This window comes from Serratia sp. B501 (assembly GCF_051172315.1).
Taxonomy (GTDB): Bacteria; Pseudomonadota; Gammaproteobacteria; order Enterobacterales; family Enterobacteriaceae; genus Serratia; species Serratia ureilytica.
In genome coordinates, this window is the sequence record NZ_JBPIZB010000004.1 from 362,046 (window position 1) to 378,556 (window position 16,511).

At 62.6% G+C, this 16,511-nt stretch carries 12 protein-coding genes; 10 read left to right on the top strand and 2 right to left on the bottom strand.

Annotated features, from left to right (window positions below; all coding sequences use genetic code 11):
* Positions 1-16 precede the first annotated feature (16 nt).
* The 8 genes from ACSBQV_RS15265 to ACSBQV_RS15300 all read left to right on the top strand — a co-directional run bounded on the left by ACSBQV_RS15265 (position 17) and on the right by ACSBQV_RS15300 (position 8,045).
* Positions 17-1,585: an ABC transporter substrate-binding protein gene (locus ACSBQV_RS15265; protein WP_099783244.1), complete on the top strand. Its 1,569-nt coding sequence runs from the start codon at positions 17-19 to the stop codon at positions 1,583-1,585.
* A gap of 289 nt (positions 1,586-1,874) precedes the next feature.
* Positions 1,875-2,810: an aspartate carbamoyltransferase gene (pyrB, locus tag ACSBQV_RS15270; RefSeq protein WP_004933375.1), complete on the top strand. Its 936-nt coding sequence runs from the start codon at positions 1,875-1,877 to the stop codon at positions 2,808-2,810.
* 12 nt (positions 2,811-2,822) lie between these two features.
* Positions 2,823-3,287, top strand: coding sequence for an aspartate carbamoyltransferase regulatory subunit (pyrI, locus tag ACSBQV_RS15275; RefSeq protein ID WP_033641690.1), 465 nt, complete (start codon positions 2,823-2,825; stop codon positions 3,285-3,287).
* A gap of 159 nt (positions 3,288-3,446) precedes the next feature.
* Entirely contained in the window at positions 3,447-3,833 is a 387-nt protein-coding gene (gene ridA / locus ACSBQV_RS15280) for a 2-iminobutanoate/2-iminopropanoate deaminase (protein WP_033651447.1), read from the top strand.
* A 260-nt stretch (positions 3,834-4,093) separates the two neighbouring features.
* Positions 4,094-5,530 (top strand): circularly permuted type 2 ATP-grasp protein, encoded by a 1,437-nt coding sequence (locus ACSBQV_RS15285; RefSeq protein WP_004933380.1) that lies wholly within the window; start codon positions 4,094-4,096, stop codon positions 5,528-5,530.
* Positions 5,524-6,450 (top strand): alpha-E domain-containing protein, encoded by a 927-nt coding sequence (locus ACSBQV_RS15290; RefSeq protein ID WP_099783246.1) that lies wholly within the window; start codon positions 5,524-5,526, stop codon positions 6,448-6,450. The genes ACSBQV_RS15285 and ACSBQV_RS15290 overlap by 7 nt, the downstream gene beginning before the upstream one ends.
* A complete protein-coding gene (locus ACSBQV_RS15295; RefSeq protein ID WP_099783248.1) occupies positions 6,447-7,241 on the top strand; it encodes a transglutaminase family protein in 795 nt (264 codons plus the stop codon). The genes ACSBQV_RS15290 and ACSBQV_RS15295 overlap by 4 nt, the downstream gene beginning before the upstream one ends.
* A gap of 75 nt (positions 7,242-7,316) precedes the next feature.
* Complete coding sequence (locus ACSBQV_RS15300) at positions 7,317-8,045, top strand: proteasome-type protease (protein ID WP_099783250.1); 729 nt, start codon at positions 7,317-7,319, stop codon at positions 8,043-8,045.
* Positions 8,046-8,074: 29 nt separating this feature from the next.
* Here ACSBQV_RS15300 and ACSBQV_RS15305 read toward each other — a convergent pair whose 3' ends face one another.
* Together ACSBQV_RS15305 and mgtA are read right to left on the bottom strand one after the other, a co-directional pair.
* A complete protein-coding gene (locus ACSBQV_RS15305) occupies positions 8,075-10,465 on the bottom strand; it encodes a beta-N-acetylhexosaminidase (RefSeq protein WP_099783252.1) in 2,391 nt (796 codons plus the stop codon).
* A gap of 267 nt (positions 10,466-10,732) precedes the next feature.
* Positions 10,733-13,441 carry a magnesium-translocating P-type ATPase gene (mgtA, locus tag ACSBQV_RS15310; RefSeq protein ID WP_099783254.1) on the bottom strand — a complete coding sequence of 903 codons (2,709 nt, stop codon included), beginning with the start codon at positions 13,439-13,441 and terminating at the stop codon, positions 10,733-10,735.
* 424 nt (positions 13,442-13,865) lie between these two features.
* Between mgtA and treR the strand changes: the two genes are divergently transcribed.
* Positions 13,866-14,813 (top strand): trehalose operon repressor TreR, encoded by a 948-nt coding sequence (gene treR / locus ACSBQV_RS15315; RefSeq protein ID WP_042783558.1) that lies wholly within the window; start codon positions 13,866-13,868, stop codon positions 14,811-14,813.
* A gap of 129 nt (positions 14,814-14,942) precedes the next feature.
* Positions 14,943-16,358, top strand: a complete 1,416-nt coding sequence (gene treB, locus ACSBQV_RS15320; RefSeq protein ID WP_099783256.1) for a PTS trehalose transporter subunit IIBC — start codon at positions 14,943-14,945, stop codon at positions 16,356-16,358.
* Positions 16,359-16,511: the final 153 nt, after the last annotated feature.

Genomic DNA, 16,511 nt, shown 5'->3' on the forward strand with positions numbered 1-16,511 from the left:
CAGGGGATACACATCGATGAAAACCAAACTCTTGCCGCTGTTCCTGCTCGCCGCCCTGCCCGCCGCCGCGTTAGCCGCCACGCCGCCGAATACGCTGGTGGTGGTGCAATCGCTGGATGACATCGTCAGCCTCGATCCGGCGGAAGCCAACGAACTCTCCAGCATCCAGACGGTGCCCAGCCTGTACCAGCGCTTGGTGCAGGCGGATCGCGACGATCCGGCCAAGGTGGCGCCGGTGCTGGCGGAAAGCTGGCAGAGCGATGCGGCGGCCAAAACGCTGACGGTGAAACTGCGGCCGCAGGAGGCGTTCGCCTCCGGCAACCCGCTGACCGCCGACGACGTGATCTTCTCCTACCGCCGCGCGGTGAAAATGAACAAATCGCCGGCGTTCATCCTCAACGTGCTCGGCTGGCAGCCGGACAACATCGACGCGCAGTTGAAGAAGATCGACGACCATACCGTGCAGCTGCGCTGGACGGCGGACGTCAGCCCGGCGGTGGCGCTGAATATCCTCTCGACGCCGATCGCCTCGATCGTCGACAGCAAAGCGGCGCTGGCCAACGTTAAAGACGGCGACTTCGGCAACGCCTGGCTGAAAATGCACTCCGCCGGCAGCGGCCCGTTCAAGATGCGCGTCTATCAGCCGCATCAGGCGATCGTGCTGGACGCCAACCCCACGACGCCGGGCGACAAGCCGCAGCTGAAAAACATCATCATCAAGAACGTGCCGGATCCGGCCACCCGCCGCCTGCTGGTCCAGCAGGGCGACGCCGATATCGCCCGCGAACTGGGCGCCGACCAGACCGACACGCTGAAGAACCAGCCGGGGGTTAAGGTGCTGGAGATCCCGTCCGCCGAGCAAAACTACCTGGTATTCAACACCGGCAACGGCGCCAATCCGCTGCTGAACAACCCGGCCTTCTGGGAGGCGGCGCGCTATCTGGTGGATTATCAGGGCATCACCCAGGATCTGCTGAAGGGCCAATACTTCGTGCACCAGAGCTTCCTGCCGGTCGGGCTGCCGGGCGCGCTGGAGACCAACCCGTTCCGCTACGATCCGGCCAAGGCGAAAGCCATCCTGGCCAAGGCGGGCATCACCCACGCCGCCTTTACGCTGGACGTCGAGAACAAACCGCCGTTCATCACCATCGCGCAGGCGCTGCAGGGCAGCTTCGCCGCCGCCGGCGTGAAGGTCGAGCTGCTGCCGGCCGCGGGCAGCCAGGTTTACTCCCGCGTGCGCGCCAGGCAGCATCAGGCGGCAATCCGCCTGTGGATCCCGGATTATTTCGACGCTCACTCCAACGCCAGCGCCTTTGCCTACAACGACGGCAAGAGCAGCACGGTGGCCGGGCTGAACGGCTGGCAGATCCCGCAGTTGAATAAGCAGACGCTGGCGGCGCTGGCCGAAGCCGATCCGGCCAAGCGCCGCGCGCTGTACACCGCCATGCAGCAGGAACTGCAGCGCAATTCGCCGTACGTGTTTATCGATCAGGCCAAAACCGAAGTGGTGCTGCGCGACAACGTCAAAGGCTACCAGCAGGGGCTGAACGCCGACATGGTCTACTACGATCGCGTCAGCAAATAGCCGGCGGGCGGCCATCGCCGGCCAATCGATTGCGGGGCGGCAAAAAACGGCGTTTTAACGCTTGCAGTGGCGAAAAGCGCGAGTATAATGCGCCACAATTTGCCAGGAGAAAGCATGAAAAACGACGTTTGTTTTGTTAGCCGCAATCGACAAAACCGACTGCCTATCGGCGGCCAGCTGCCGTTGTTTCTCCTGTTGCTAAACCGATCGTTTCAAGCCCCTCATTGAGGGGCTTTTTTTTGCCTTAAAAAGTCCCGCGCCACGGGCACGCGTCGAGGAGGAGTGAAAAATGGCCAACCCGCTGTATCACAAACACATCATCTCTATTAACGATCTCAGCCGCGAGGATCTGGAGCTGGTGCTGCGCACCGCCGCCGGTCTGAAAGCCAACCCGCAGCCGGAACTGTTGAAACACAAGGTGATCGCCAGCTGCTTCTTCGAAGCCTCGACCCGTACCCGCCTGTCGTTCGAAACCTCGATGCACCGCCTCGGCGCCTCGGTGGTCGGTTTCGCCGACGGCAGCAACACCTCGCTCGGCAAAAAAGGCGAAACCCTGGCCGACACCATCTCGGTGATCAGCACCTATGTGGACGCCATCGTGATGCGCCATCCGCAGGAAGGCGCGGCGCGCATGGCCTCGGAGTTCTCCGGCAACGTGCCGGTGCTCAACGCCGGCGACGGCGCCAACCAGCACCCGACCCAGACCCTGCTGGATCTGTTCACCATCCAGGAAACCCAGGGGCGCCTGAGCAACCTCAGCATTGCTATGGTCGGCGATCTGAAGTACGGCCGCACCGTGCACTCGCTCACCCAGGCGCTGGCCAAATTCGAAGGCAACCGTTTCTACTTCATCGCCCCGGACGCGCTGGCGATGCCGGCCTACATCCTGAAAATGCTGGAAGAGAAAGGCATCGAGTACAGCCTGCACGGCAGCATTGAAGAAGTGGTGCCGGAGCTGGATATTCTCTACATGACCCGGGTGCAGAAAGAGCGCCTCGATCCGTCCGAGTACGCCAACGTGAAGGCGCAGTTCGTGCTGCGTGCCGCAGATCTGGCCGGCGCGCGCGCCAACCTCAAGGTGCTGCACCCGCTGCCGCGCATCGACGAGATCGCCACCGACGTGGATAAAACGCCGCACGCTTACTACTTCCAGCAGGCGGGCAACGGCATCTTCGCCCGTCAGGCGCTGCTGGCGCTGGTGCTCAACGCAGATTTGGCTCTTTAAGGGGGAACCGCCATGACTCACGACAACAAACTGCAGGTCGAAGCGATCAAATGCGGCACGGTGATCGACCACATTCCGGCGCAGATCGGTTTCAAGCTGCTGACGCTGTTCAAGCTGACCGCCACCGACCAGCGCATAACCATCGGCCTGAACCTGCCCTCCAACGAGCTGGGCCGCAAGGATCTGATCAAGATCGAGAACACCTTCCTGACCGAGCAGCAGGCCAACCAGTTGGCGATGTACGCGCCGAAGGCCACGGTGAATCGCATCGACAACTATGAAGTGGTGCGCAAGCTGACCCTCAGCCTGCCGGACCACATCGACGGCGTGCTGACCTGCCCGAACGGCAACTGCATCAGCCGCAGCGAGCCGGTGGCGTCGAGCTTCAGCGTCAAATCGCGCGACGGTGAAGTACACCTGAAGTGCCGCTACTGCGAAAAAGAGTTCGAGCATCAGGTGGTGCTGCAGGCGGACTAATCCCGGCATGGGCGCCGGGAGATGGCGCTGTTATTCTCCCGGTGACGCCCTATAATGGGTCCTCTGAAAATCACTCTACCCACGTTGCTACCCACCGAATTTTACGCTGCGGCCGACCGCGCGGCGGCGTGAAAGACAACGGGTTTATCAGGAGAAAACATGTCACGTAACATCAGCACTGAACTCGCCCCGGCAGCCATTGGTCCTTACGTGCAGGGCGTTGATCTGGGCAGCATGATCATCACTTCCGGCCAGATCCCGGTCGATCCGAAAACCGGCGCCGTCGCCGACGACGTCGCCGCTCAAGCGCGCCAGTCGCTGGAAAACGTCAAAGCGATCGTCGAAGCCGCCGGCCTGACCGTTGCCGACATCGTGAAAACCACCGTGTTCGTGAAAGACCTGAATGACTTCGCCACCGTCAACGCCGCGTACGAAGCCTTCTTCACCGAGCACAGCGCGCCGTTCCCGGCCCGTTCCTGCGTGGAAGTGGCGCGTCTGCCGAAAGACGTGAAGATCGAAATCGAAGCCATCGCCGTGCGTCGTTAATCGACGGTCACGCGCATCACGGCCAGTGCAGACTGGCCGTTTTTATTTCTGCTCTGCCCCGACAGCCTGCCGTCCCTGCGCCTTTAGCGCTCACCGCCGCCGCCTTTTCGCCCTATATTAAGGCGTCGTCACGCCAGACCTGCACCGCGAACGGGCGTTTTTCGCCGCGGCAGCCTCGCTCTGCGCCATTTTCGCCCGTTATCGCCTTGGCACGTTTTATGCTCGATTGATTGACAGCCTGCAATGTCGACGAGGTGACGATGCTGAATATCAATCTTTCCGCTTCACCGTTTTTTGATGAGATGCTTCTGGCTGAGGGAAAACACCGTGGCCACTACGACGCCTACTGGCAATGGCTGCAGCAGGCCGATCACCAGGCCGTGCAACGCAAGCGGGAAGAGGCTGCGCTGCTGTTTCACCGGGTGGGCATCACCTTCAACGTCTACGGCGACGATGACGGCGCCGAGCGGTTGATCCCGTTCGACAGCGTGCCGCGCATTATTCCAGCCGCCGAATGGGCGATGCTCGATCGCGGCATTCGCCAGCGCGTACAGGCGCTCAATGCCTTCCTGCATGACATTTACCACCAGCAGCATATTCTGAAGGCCGGCCTCATTCCGGCGGAGCAGGTGCTGGCCAACGATCAGTATCAACCCTGTATGCAAGGCGTTGATCTGCATCGCGATATCTATGCGCATATCGTCGGCGTGGACATGGTCCGCAACAGCGACGGCCAATACTACGTGCTGGAAGATAACTTGCGCACCCCGTCCGGCGTCTCTTACATGCTGGAAAACCGCAAAATGATGATGCGTCTCTATCCGGAACTGTTCGCCCGGCAACGCATCGCGCCGGTGGAGCGCTACCCGTCGCACCTGCTGCAAACGCTGCGCGAAAGCTCGCCCATCAACGATCCCACCGTGGTGGTGCTGACGCCGGGCCGCTTCAACAGCGCCTATTTTGAGCACAGTTTCCTGGCGCAGCAGATGGGGGTGGAGCTGGTCGAAAGCGCCGATCTGTTCGTCAAGGACGGCGCGGTCTTCATGCGCACTACCGCCGGGCCGTGCAAAGTGGACGTGATCTATCGTCGGGTGGACGACGCCTTCCTCGATCCGCTGGCGTTTCGGCCGGACTCGATGCTCGGCGTACCGGGGCTGCTGTCGGTGTATCGCGCCGGCAATGTGGTGCTGGCCAACGCCATCGGCACCGGCGTGGCCGACGACAAATCGATCTACCCCTACGTGCCGGATATGGTGCGCTTCTACCTGCAAGAGGAACCGATCCTCAACAACGTGCCGACCTGGCAGTGCCGACATAAAAACGAACTGTCGTATGTGCTGGCCAACCTCGAACAGATGGTCGTGAAAGAGGTGCACGGCGCCGGCGGCTACGGCATGTTGATCGGCCCCACGGCGAGCAAGGACGAGCTCGCCCGCTTCCGCGCTCTGCTGCTGTCTCGCCCGCAGAATTACATTGCGCAAAACACGCTGGCGCTGTCCACCTGCCCGACCTTCGTCAACGATGGTCTGGCGCCGCGGCATATCGATCTGCGGCCGTTCGCCCTCAGCGGCGCGGAGATCCGCCTGGTGCCCGGCGGCCTGACCCGGGTGGCGTTGGCGGAAGGTTCGCTGGTGGTGAACTCGTCGCAGGGCGGCGGCACCAAGGACACCTGGGTATTGGAGGACGACCTATGCTGAGCCGCACCGCCAGTGAACTCTATTGGATGGCCCGCTATCTGGAGCGGGCGGAAAGCATCGCCCGGGTGCTGGACGTCACCAACAAGCTGTCGATGATGCCGATCCGCGACGGCGGCGATCAGGATCTGCAGGTGCCGCTCAACCTGACCGGCACCGGCCAGCTGTATGCCGCCGCCTACCCGGAATTGACGATGCCCAATCTGGTCAGTTTCTTCGCGCTCGACAACCGTAACCACAGCAGCATCTTCAGCTGCCTGCAAATGGGCTGGAACAACGCCCACGCGGTGCGCGGCAGCCTGTCATCCGAAGTCTGGGAGTGCATCAACGCCACCTGGATAGAGATGAAACTGATCCGCCGCCAGGGCATCGGCTCGGTGGGCGCCGATGCCTTCTTCGACTGGGTGAAGGAGCGCGCCCATCTGTTTCGCGGCGCCATGTTCGGCACGCTGCTGCGCAGCGACGCCATGCGCTTTATCCGCCTCGGCACCCTGCTGGAGCGGGCCGACGGCACCGCCCGTCTGCTGGAGGTGAAGAACACGCTGATGGACATCGACGGCGACCCGGTGCGCGAATATTACCGCATGGACACGCTGCTGCGGGCGGTGAGCGCGCGCGAAGCCTACCACAGCATCTACAAGCAGCCGTTGAGCCGCGAGACCATCGCCGAACTGATGATTCTGCGCAATGAAATCCCGCGTTCACTGCTGGCCTGCATCGGCGACATGGTGCAGCAATTGGAACTGATCGGCGGCGGCGCCAACCAACCGCGACGTCTGGCACACACCCTGCATGCCGAGCTGCGCTTCAGCAGCATGAAGGACCTGAACAAGATCGGCCTGGGCGAGTGGTTGAGCGCCTTTCTCGGCCAGGTGAACGGCATCGCCGAAAGCATCCATCACACTTATCTGGAGGCGCAATGAAACTGAATATTGAGCACAACACCCATTATCGCTACGCCCAGCCGGTGCAGCGCAGCACCCAATATCTGCGGCTGACGCCGCAGGATTCGCCCCATCAGCGCATCCTCTCCTGGCAACTGTCGTTGCCGGATGACGCGGTGCGCACCACCGACGCCTTCGGCAACGTACTGCACGTGCTGACGCTTGATGAACCGCATCAGGCCATCACCATTCGGGTGTTCGGGGAAGTGGAGATTGAAGACGGCGTCGAAGATCGGGCGCTCGGGCATCTGTCGCCGCTGGTATTTCTGCGCCATAGCCCGCTGACTCAACCCGATGACGCCATTCAGGCCTTCGCCCTGCGTTATCATCAACCGCAGGCGGTGCTGAGCGGCCTGGAACATCTGATGGGCGAACTGCTGCTGAAAATGCCTTACAGCCCTGGCTCCACGCGCGTGACCGACAGCGCCGCCGAGGCTTTCGCCGCCGGCAGCGGCGTGTGTCAGGATCATACGCATGTCTTCCTGAGCTGCTGCCGCAGCCTGAACATCCCGGCGCGCTACGTCAGCGGCTACCTGTACAGCGAAGACTCGACCCATGTCGCCACCCATGCCTGGGCGGAAGTGTGGGTGGAGGAACGCTGGCACAGCTTCGACGTGACCAACAATACGCGCATGCCGAATCAGCACCTTAAGCTGGCGGTCGGCATCGATTATCTGGACGCCTGCCCGGTGCGCGGCATGCGATTGGGCGGCGGCTGCGAAGACATGAGCGCCATCGCCGCCGTACACATGATGCCAACCGGCCAGTAGCCGCTTGCCGATGGAAAATGTTTCGGGCACGCTGCGCGTTGGCGGTGTGCCGGTCTTGTTTTGAGGGATTGTAGTATGACCTACTGTGTGGCCATGCGTTTGTCGTCCGGGCTGGTCTTTGCGTCCGATTCGCGCACCAACGCCGGGGTGGACCATATTTCCACCTTCCGCAAACTGCACGTGTTCCAACAGGACGGCGATCGCACGCTGGTGCTGCAAAGCGCCGGCAACCTGGCGACCACCCAGAGCATCATCAGTTTGCTGTTGCACCGCAGCAAGGACGCCGAACGCCCCAACCTGCTCAACGCTCCCAGCCTCTACGACGCCGCCACGCTGGTGGGGGAAACGGTGCGCGAGGTGACCCAGCGCGACAGCGAGGCGCAGCAAAGCGGCAGCACCACCGATTTCAGCTGCAACCTGCTGCTCGGCGGCCAAATTAGCGGGGAAGAGATGCGGCTGTTCCATATCTACCCGCAAGGCAACTTTATCGAAGCCACCCGCGACACGCCCTATTTTCAGATAGGCGAAAGCAAATACGGCAAACCGATCATCGACCGGGTGCTGCACTACGACACGCCGCTGGAACAAGCGATGCAATGCGCGCTGATTTCACTGGATTCGACCCTGCGCAGCAACCTGTCCGTCGGGCTGCCGCTCGACGTGATGATCTACCCGCGCGACAGCTTCAGCCATACCCGGCAATACCGCATTACCGAAGACCATCCGTACTTCAGCGCCATCCGTAAAGGCTGGGGCGAAGGGCTGGTCAGCATTTTTACCCAGTTGCCGCCGCTGCAGCTGTAGGGATCCGGGCTCATACGAGCCCGTCCGCCTCATTGCACCTGCAACCCCCGCAGCAACGTCTCCAGCGGGTACACCGCCGCAATCACCACTTCGTCGCGCGTCTGCGCCGCCGCATCCAGCCGGCGCTGCGCTTGTTCTGCCTCGGCCCGGCTCAGCGGTTTGTCCTGCTGATAGCGCTCCAGCAGCGTTAACCCCAATGCGGCCAGGGCATCAACGTCCTGCGCCACCGGCGCCAGCTCCCGCAGCGTGCGGTTGCCCGCGATCGCCGTCTGCAGCGCCGCGCCGTTCGCCTGCCAGCGCTGCAGCCGTTCGCGCAGCGCCTGCGCCGCCGCCTTATCGCGCTTATCCTTCAGCAAAGCCGCGACCTGCGCATGCATGGCGCGCACCGCCTCGCTCTCCGGCGGCAGCGCATCGGCAAAGCGGTTCAGCGGTTCGAACTGATGATAGTTGCCGGCCTGGAACTTCAGGTGCTGGCGGGTGTAATACTGCGCCGGTTCCACCGCCTCGGCCAGGATCTGCAGCGGCGCGATCTGCACGCTGTTGCTCAGCCGGGTGAATTCGCGCGCCGTTTCCGCGTGCTGCTGCAGGCCGACCGACACCACCGACCAGGCGTCGATCGCCGCCAGCCGCCGGTACATGTTGTTCTCATCGGTGACGTCCTGCGCCGACCACAGCCGCTCCGCCACCGCAAAGGCGCGCGGCCACAGCTTGAGATCGATCAGCGGCGCGCGCACGTTTTCCGCCCACAGCGCCGCTTCCCCGCCGAGGATCTTGGCCTGCCCCTTCTCATCCGGCACCACCGGCATCTTGCCCGCCGGCGCCGCCGCCAGTTTCTCGCCCTGGGTGGGGTAACGCACGTTGCCGACCAACGTATAGCCGCTGAGCTTGTCCTGTTGCAGCGTAAACACCGGCCGCGTGTCGCCCATCCAGGTATCGACGCGGAACGTCACCTGCTGCGGCGTGCGCCAGACGATATCGTGCACCGCGCGGCGCGATTTGCCGTTGAAATCGATAAAGCCGCGCCAGCCCTGCTTGCCCTCGATCAACGTGAAGCTGCCCTCCACCGCGCTGCCCTTCAGGCGCGGCATGCTGAAACGCCAGCTTTGCGCCTGCTCGCCGGGTTGCACCGCCGTTTCGATCCCCAGCGGCTGCGGCAGAATTTCATTGCGGTAGTGATAGGCGGTGCTTTGCGGCTGATCGAGATAGAAACCGGTGGAGAGAATGCCCTGATAGCCATCCTGCGCGCTGGCGCCCAGCGAGTCTTGCCCCTGCCAGGACTGAATGACGATCGAACGCGGCAGCGACGGATGATAGATCTCGTCCCAGCCGACCATCTGCCGCTGGTGCTTCTCGAGGACTTTTTCCAGCTTCTGGTTGAAGTAGGCCTGCAGCGCATGGGTATCCGCCAGCCCGTTCTGCTGCATAAACGCCTGAATCGACGGCGACGCCCGCCACTGGCTGGCGTCCACTTCGTCGCCACCGATGTGCAGATAAGGATCGGGGAAGATCGCCGCCAGCTCGCCGACGATCGTATCGACAAACTGATACACCTCGTCGCGGGTCGGATCGAGCGTCGGCTTATGCACGCCCCACTCGCGCTCCATGCGATACGGCCCCGGCGCGCTCATCAGGTCGGGATAGGCCACCGCGATGCTGGAGGCGTGCCCCGGCATGTCGATCTCCGGCACCACGCGAATGCCGCGCGCCGTGGCGTAAGCCACCACCTGCCGCATTTGCTCACGGGTGTAAAACAGGCCGTCGCTGGCCTGCTGCTGCAATTTGGGGTAATGCTCGGAGGCGAAGCGCCAGCCCTGATCGTCGGTCAGGTGCCAGTGGAATACGTTGAGCTTGGCCGCCGCCATGCCGTCAAGCTGGCGCAAAATGTCCGGCAGCGGCAGGAAATGGCGCGCCGAATCCAGCAGCACGCCGCGCCACGGAAAACGCGGCACGTCGCGAATATCCACCAATGGCAGGAAGGTGTTTTGCCCATCGGTCTGCAGCAGTTGCAGCAGGGTCTCCATGCCGCGCAGCGCGCCGAAGCGGGTGTTGGCGGTCAGCGTGGCGCCCTGCGGCGTGACCGCCAGCCGGTAACTCTCATCGCTGCCCGGCAGCGGCTGCGCCGCCACCCGGTCCTTGATCACCACCTTGATCGCCGCGCCGTTTGCTTCTTCCCTCGGAGCCAGCGTCCAGCCGGTCTGCAACTCGATGCGCTGGCGCCAGCGCGGCAGCGCGTCACCCAGTTCGTCACCCTGGAGGCTTAACGACAGCCGGCGATCCAAAATCAGTTTGCCCGCCGGTTGCGTCACGTCAACCTGCTGCGGCCAGGGCATCAGCGGCAAATCACCCGCCGGCTGCGCCAGCGCGCCGCAAGAAAACCATAACGATGAAGCCAGTAGCGTATAACGGAAAGGTCTGTGCATCGGAAATTCCTCAGAGGAAAAAAACAAAATATCCCCAATGAATTTCAAACCACCGCTAGGCGGCAAGCGCCCGCATCCCCAGGCGCTTAGGTCTGCTAAGTAACTGGGGGGCGGGCGTACAGCCAACAACGCGGTGGCTTGAAAGGCGCAGGGGAAAACAGCCAACGCTGTAGATAAAGACTCAGCACAGAACAGATGTCCAACCGTTGTGGTGAAAAAGCGGACGGGATCACAGTTGCCCCCTCCCGGCCGGAGGGGGCGAACGGGTTATTGCCAGCCGTAGCGGCGCACGAACCAGCCTTTCACGCACTGGGTCAGCACCATGTAACCGGCGAGGATCAGCACCAGCCACGGGAAGTAACCGAGCGGCAGCGCCTGCAGCTGCAGGAAGCCGGCCAGCGGCGAGAACACCAGGCCGATGCCGGTGGCGATCACCGCCAGCGTCATGATGCACAGCGGCCAGGACGGGCGGCTCTGGATAAACGGAATTTTGCGCGTGCGGATCATGTGCACGATCAGCGTCTGTGACAGCAGCCCTTCCACGAACCAGCCGGACTGGAACAGCGTCTGCATTTCCGGCGTGTTGGCCTTGAATACCCACCACATCAGGCTGAAGGTCAGCACGTCGAAGATCGAACTGATCGGCCCAAAGAACACCATAAACCGCCCCAGATCGGCAGAGTTCCAGCGCTGCGGCTGGGTGATCTGATCGTCGTCGACGTTATCGAACGGGATGGCGATCTGCGAGATGTCGTACATCAGGTTCTGAATCAACAGGTGCAGCGGCAGCATCGGCAGAAACGGCAGGAAGGCGCTGGCGATCAGCACGCTGAACACGTTGCCGAAGTTGGAGCTGGCGGTCATCTTGATGTATTTCAGCATGTTGGCGAAGGTGCGGCGCCCTTCGATCACCCCCTGCTCCAGCACCATCAGGCTTTTTTCCAGCAGGATGATGTCCGCCGCTTCCTTGGCGATGTCCACCGCCGAATCGACGGAGATGCCGATATCGGCCGCGCGCAGCGCCGGCGCGTCATTGATGCCATCGCCCATAAAGCCCACCACGTGCCCCTGGCGGCGCAGCAGTTTGACGATCCGCTCCTTGTGCAGCGGCGTCAGCTTGGCGAACACCGTGGTACGCGCCGCCGCCTGCGCCAGCTGCTCGTCGTCCATCTGCTCGATCTCGCTGCCGCGCAGCAAATGATCGGCCTCCAGCCCGACGTCACGGCACACTTTGGCGGCCACCAGCTCGTTGTCGCCGGTGAGGATCTTCACCGTGACGCCGTTCTGTTTCAGCGCCGCCAGCGCCGGCGCGGTGCTTTCCTTCGGCGGATCGAGGAAGGCGACGTAGCCTTCAAGGATCAGATCCGACTCGTCCGCCACGCCGTATTCATGGGTTTGCGCCGGCAGGATCTTGTTGGCCACCGCCACCACCCGCAGCCCCTGCTGGTTGAGATCGTCGGTGATGCGGCGGATCCTCGCCAGCAGCGCCTCGCTCAGCGGGATCACCTCGTCTTCGTGGCGCACGTGGCTGCAAATCGCCAGCATCTCTTCCAGCGCGCCCTTGCACACCAGCTCGTGATACTCGTTGTCTTTGGCCACCACCACCGACATGCGGCGGCGCACGAAGTCGAACGGGATCTCATCCACCTTGCGGTAGTTTTGCAGCGCCTGCGGCTGCTGATTTTGCTCCGCGCAGCTCAGCACCGCCACGTCGAGCAGGTTTTTCAGCCCGGTCTGGTAGAAGCTGTTCAGCCAGGCGTAGCGCAGCACCCGCTCGCTGCTGGCGCCGAACACGTCGGTATGGCGCTCCAGCACGATCTTGTCCTGGGTCAGGGTGCCGGTCTTGTCGGTGCACAGAATGTCCATCGCGCCGAAGTTCTGGATGGCGTCCAGCCGTTTGACGATCACCTTCTGGCGCGACAGCTTCACCGCCCCTTTGGCCAGCGTCGAGGTGACGATCATCGGCAGCATCTCCGGCGTCAGCCCGACCGCCACCGACAGCGCGAACAGCGCCGCCTCCCACCAGTCCCCCTTGGTGTAGCCGTTGATCAGCAGCACGATCGGCGTCATCACCAGCATAAAGCGGATCAGCAGCCAGCTGACCTTGCTGATGCCGCTCTGGAAGGCGTTCGGCTGCTCATCCTGGCTGGTGACGCGCTGCGCCAGCTGGCCGAAATAGGTGCCGCCGCCGGTGCCGATCACCATCGCCAGCGCGGTGCCGCTGACCACGTTGGTACCCATGAAGCACAGGTTCTGGCAGTCGAGCGGATCGGCCGCCGGCAACTGCGGCGCGGCGGATTTTTCCACCGGCAGCGATTCGCCGGTCAGCGCCGCCTGGCTGATGAACAGATCCTTGGCCGACAGCACGCGCAGATCCGCCGGGATCATGTCGCCGGCCGCCAGTTTGATGATATCGCCCGGCACCAGCTGCGCGATCGGCAGCTCCACGTGCTCGCTCCTGCCGGTGAGCGCATCGCTGCGGATCACCGTGGCGGTGTTGCTCACCATGGCCTTCAGCGCGTCGGCCGCCCGGTTGGATCGCGCCTCCTGGATGAAATTCAGCAGCGTGGAGATCAGCACCATCAGCGCGATCACCAAGGCGCCGGTGAGATCCTCGGTGGCGTAAGAGATCATGCCGAGCGCGGTCAGCAGCAGGTTGAACGGGTTGCGGTAGCAGTGCCAGAGGTGTTGCCACCAGGCCTCTTTCTGCTGATCGTCGATGACGTTCTCGCCGCAGCGCTGGCGCACCTGTTCCGCCTCATGGGCGGTGATGCCTTCCGGGTGGCTGTGAAAACGCTCAAAGAGCTGCATCGTTTCTGCGGCGGCGCATTCCAGCCGCTGCTGCGCCAGGCCGGCCGGCATGTCGCGCGCAGCGCCGCCGACGCTGTCCAGCAGGCTGTCGCGGCGCACCAAACGGCGCGGGAGGCCGCGGGCGAACAGGCCCAGCAGCTGACGGGGGAGTTTTTTCAGTTTCATGGGTCGCACCTCGTCGCCCGGTGCCTCACGGCAGCGGGTAAACGGGGATCGTCATCGGCCGGGCGAATGGCGGGTGCGCCAAAAAGCCTCTGCCAACGCAGATCCTTATTCTTTTTTTCAGCAGCAGGAGCGAACGACGAAGCGCGCGCTACCGGTTACCGTGATGTACTTCACCGGTAAAACAGCAGCGCCAGGCGGAGAGGTTTTACCGGAGAACCGAGTGAGTGTCTAAAGCAGTCGGGTCGGGGTCCATATGGGGAATAACCTCCGGTAAAGGGAAAAACAGAGCGGCAGGAGCGGCCGTTCATCGCAATGTCACAATCCCGTTTTGCATCAAGATCCGCGTCGGAAAATGAGCTATGCTGACGGGCATTGTTTTACAGGCTTTTATGTTACGCCTGTCCACCTCAACGAAAAGTAAACCATGCAAAACCGGCTGACCATCAAGGACATCGCGCGCCTGAGCGGCGTAGGCAAATCCACCGTCTCACGCGTGCTGAACAATGAAGGCAGCGTGAGCCCGCAAACCCGTGAACGGGTGGAAGCGGTGATCCGTCAGCAAGGGTTTACGCCCTCCAAGTCGGCGCGCGCCATGCGCGGCCAAAGCGACAAAGTGGTGGGCATCATCGTTTCCCGTCTCGACTCGCCGTCGGAAAACCAGGCGGTGCGCACCATGCTGCCGCTGCTGTATCAGCAAGGCTTCGATCCGATCGTGATGGAGAGCCAGTTCGAAACCCGCCTGGTGCAGGAGCATCTGCACGTACTGCATCAGCGCAACGTCGACGGCGTGATCCTGTTCGGCTTCACCGGCCTGACCGCGGCGATGCTCAAGCCGTGGCAGGAAAAAATGGTGGTGATGGTGCGCGAATACGACGGCTTCTCGTCCGTCTGCTACGACGACGCCGGCGCGGTGAACCTGTTGATGGATCGCCTGTATCAGCAAGGGCATCGGCATATCGGCTATCTGGGGGTGCAGCTCAGCGACGCCACCACCGGCCAGCGCCGCTATCAGGCCTATCTCGACGCCTGTGAACGCCTCACGCTCACGCCGCGCGCCACGCTGGGCGAACTGAGCTACCAGAGCGGTTTCCAGCACGCCGCCGAAGTGATTGACGCGCACACCAGCGCGCTGATTTGCGCCTCCGACAGCATCGCCCTGGGGGCGATCAAATACCTGCAACAACAGCCGACGCGCGCCATCCAGGTATGCGCCATCGGCAACACCCCGCTGCTCAGCTTCCTGTTCCCCGACACCCTGTCGGTGGAGTTCGGCTACGGCAGCGCCGGCCTGCTGGCCGCGCAGCAGCTGCTGGCGCAGCTCAGCGGCGAACAGGGGATCCGCCGCCTGGTGGTGCCCAGCAAACTTTCCTGATCGGAAGTTGACCATTTTTCGTCATTTTGTGATCCTCGCCCCAAACCGGGAACGTTCCCATTTCATTCAAAATGCCGAGTGGCTAAGCTTTGATCATTACTCAGTCAACACCTCTGCAGGTATCCCATAATGAGCAAAGTAAAACAGCAGGATATTGATCGCCTGATTGTTTTGGTCGGCGGCCGCGAGAACATCGCCACCGTCAGCCATTGCATTACCCGGCTGCGTTTCGTCCTCAACGATCCCAATAAGGCGAAACCGAAAGAGATCGAAGAGCTGCCGATGGTCAAGGGTTGCTTCACCAACGCCGGGCAGTTCCAGGTGGTGATCGGCACCGACGTCGGCGACTACTATCAGGCGCTGATCGCCAGCACCGGCGTCAACGAGGCCGACAAGGAGCAGGCCAAGGTGGCCGCGCGCCAGAACATGACCTGGACCGAGCGCACCATCTCCCACTTCGCCGAGATCTTCTTCCCGCTGCTGCCGGCGCTGATCAGCGGCGGTCTGATCCTCGGCTTCCGCAACGTGATCGGCGACATCCCGATGTCCGGCGGCCAAACGCTGGCGCAGATGCACCCGGCGTGGAAAACCGTTTACGACTTCCTGTGGCTGCTCGGTGAAGCGATCTTCATGTTCCTGCCGGTGGCCATCTGTTGGTCGACGGTGAAAAAGATGGGCGGCACCCCGGTGCTCGGCATCGTGCTGGGCGTCACCCTGGTGTCGCCGCAGCTGATGAACTCCTACCTGCTCGGCCAGCAAACGCCGGAAGTGTGGAACTTCGGCTGGTTCGTGATCCAGAAAGTGGGCTATCAGGCGCAGGTGATCCCGTCGATCCTGGCGGGCATGGCGCTGGGCTGGATCGAAACCCGGCTGAAAAAGATCGTTCCCGACTATCTCTATCTGGTGGTGGTGCCGGTGGTCTCGCTGCTGCTGGCGGTGTTCCTGGCGCACGCGCTGATAGGGCCGTTCGGCCGCATGATCGGCGACGGCGTCGCCTGGGCGGTGAAATCGGTGATGACCGGCAGCTTCGCGCCGGTGGGCGCCGCGCTGTTCGGCTTCCTGTATGCGCCGCTGGTGATCACCGGCGTGCACCAGACCACGCTGGCCATCGACATGCAGATGATCCAGAGCATGGGCGGCACCCCGGTGTGGCCGCTGATTGCGCTGTCCAACATAGCGCAGGCCTCGGCGGTGCTCGGCATCATCATCATCAGCCGCAAGGCCAACGAGCGTGAAATCTCGGTGCCGGCGGCGATCTCCGCCTACCTCGGCGTGACCGAACCGGCGATGTACGGCATCAACCTCAAATACCGCTTCCCAATGCTGTGCGCGATGATCGGCTCCGCGATCGCCGGCCTTATCTGCGGGTTGGACGGCGTGACGGCCAACGGCATCGGCGTCGGCGGCCTGCCGGGCATTCTGTCTATCAAGCCGCAGTTCTGGCTGATTTACTCGCTGGCGATTCTGGTGGCGATCGTCATCCCGCTGGTGCTGACCATCATGGTCTACAAACGCAAGGCCGCCCGCGGCGAGCTGCCGGTTTGATTGACGCAAAATACGCAACATGAATGTAGGGGCCGGAAATACCCTATAGCTTTCGAGCTGTAGCTAGGCGGCAAGGGTGCAAATCCCCAGGAGCTTACTCAAGTAAGTGACTGGGGTGCAGCGCCAGCAGCCAACAACGCTGCAGTTTGAAAG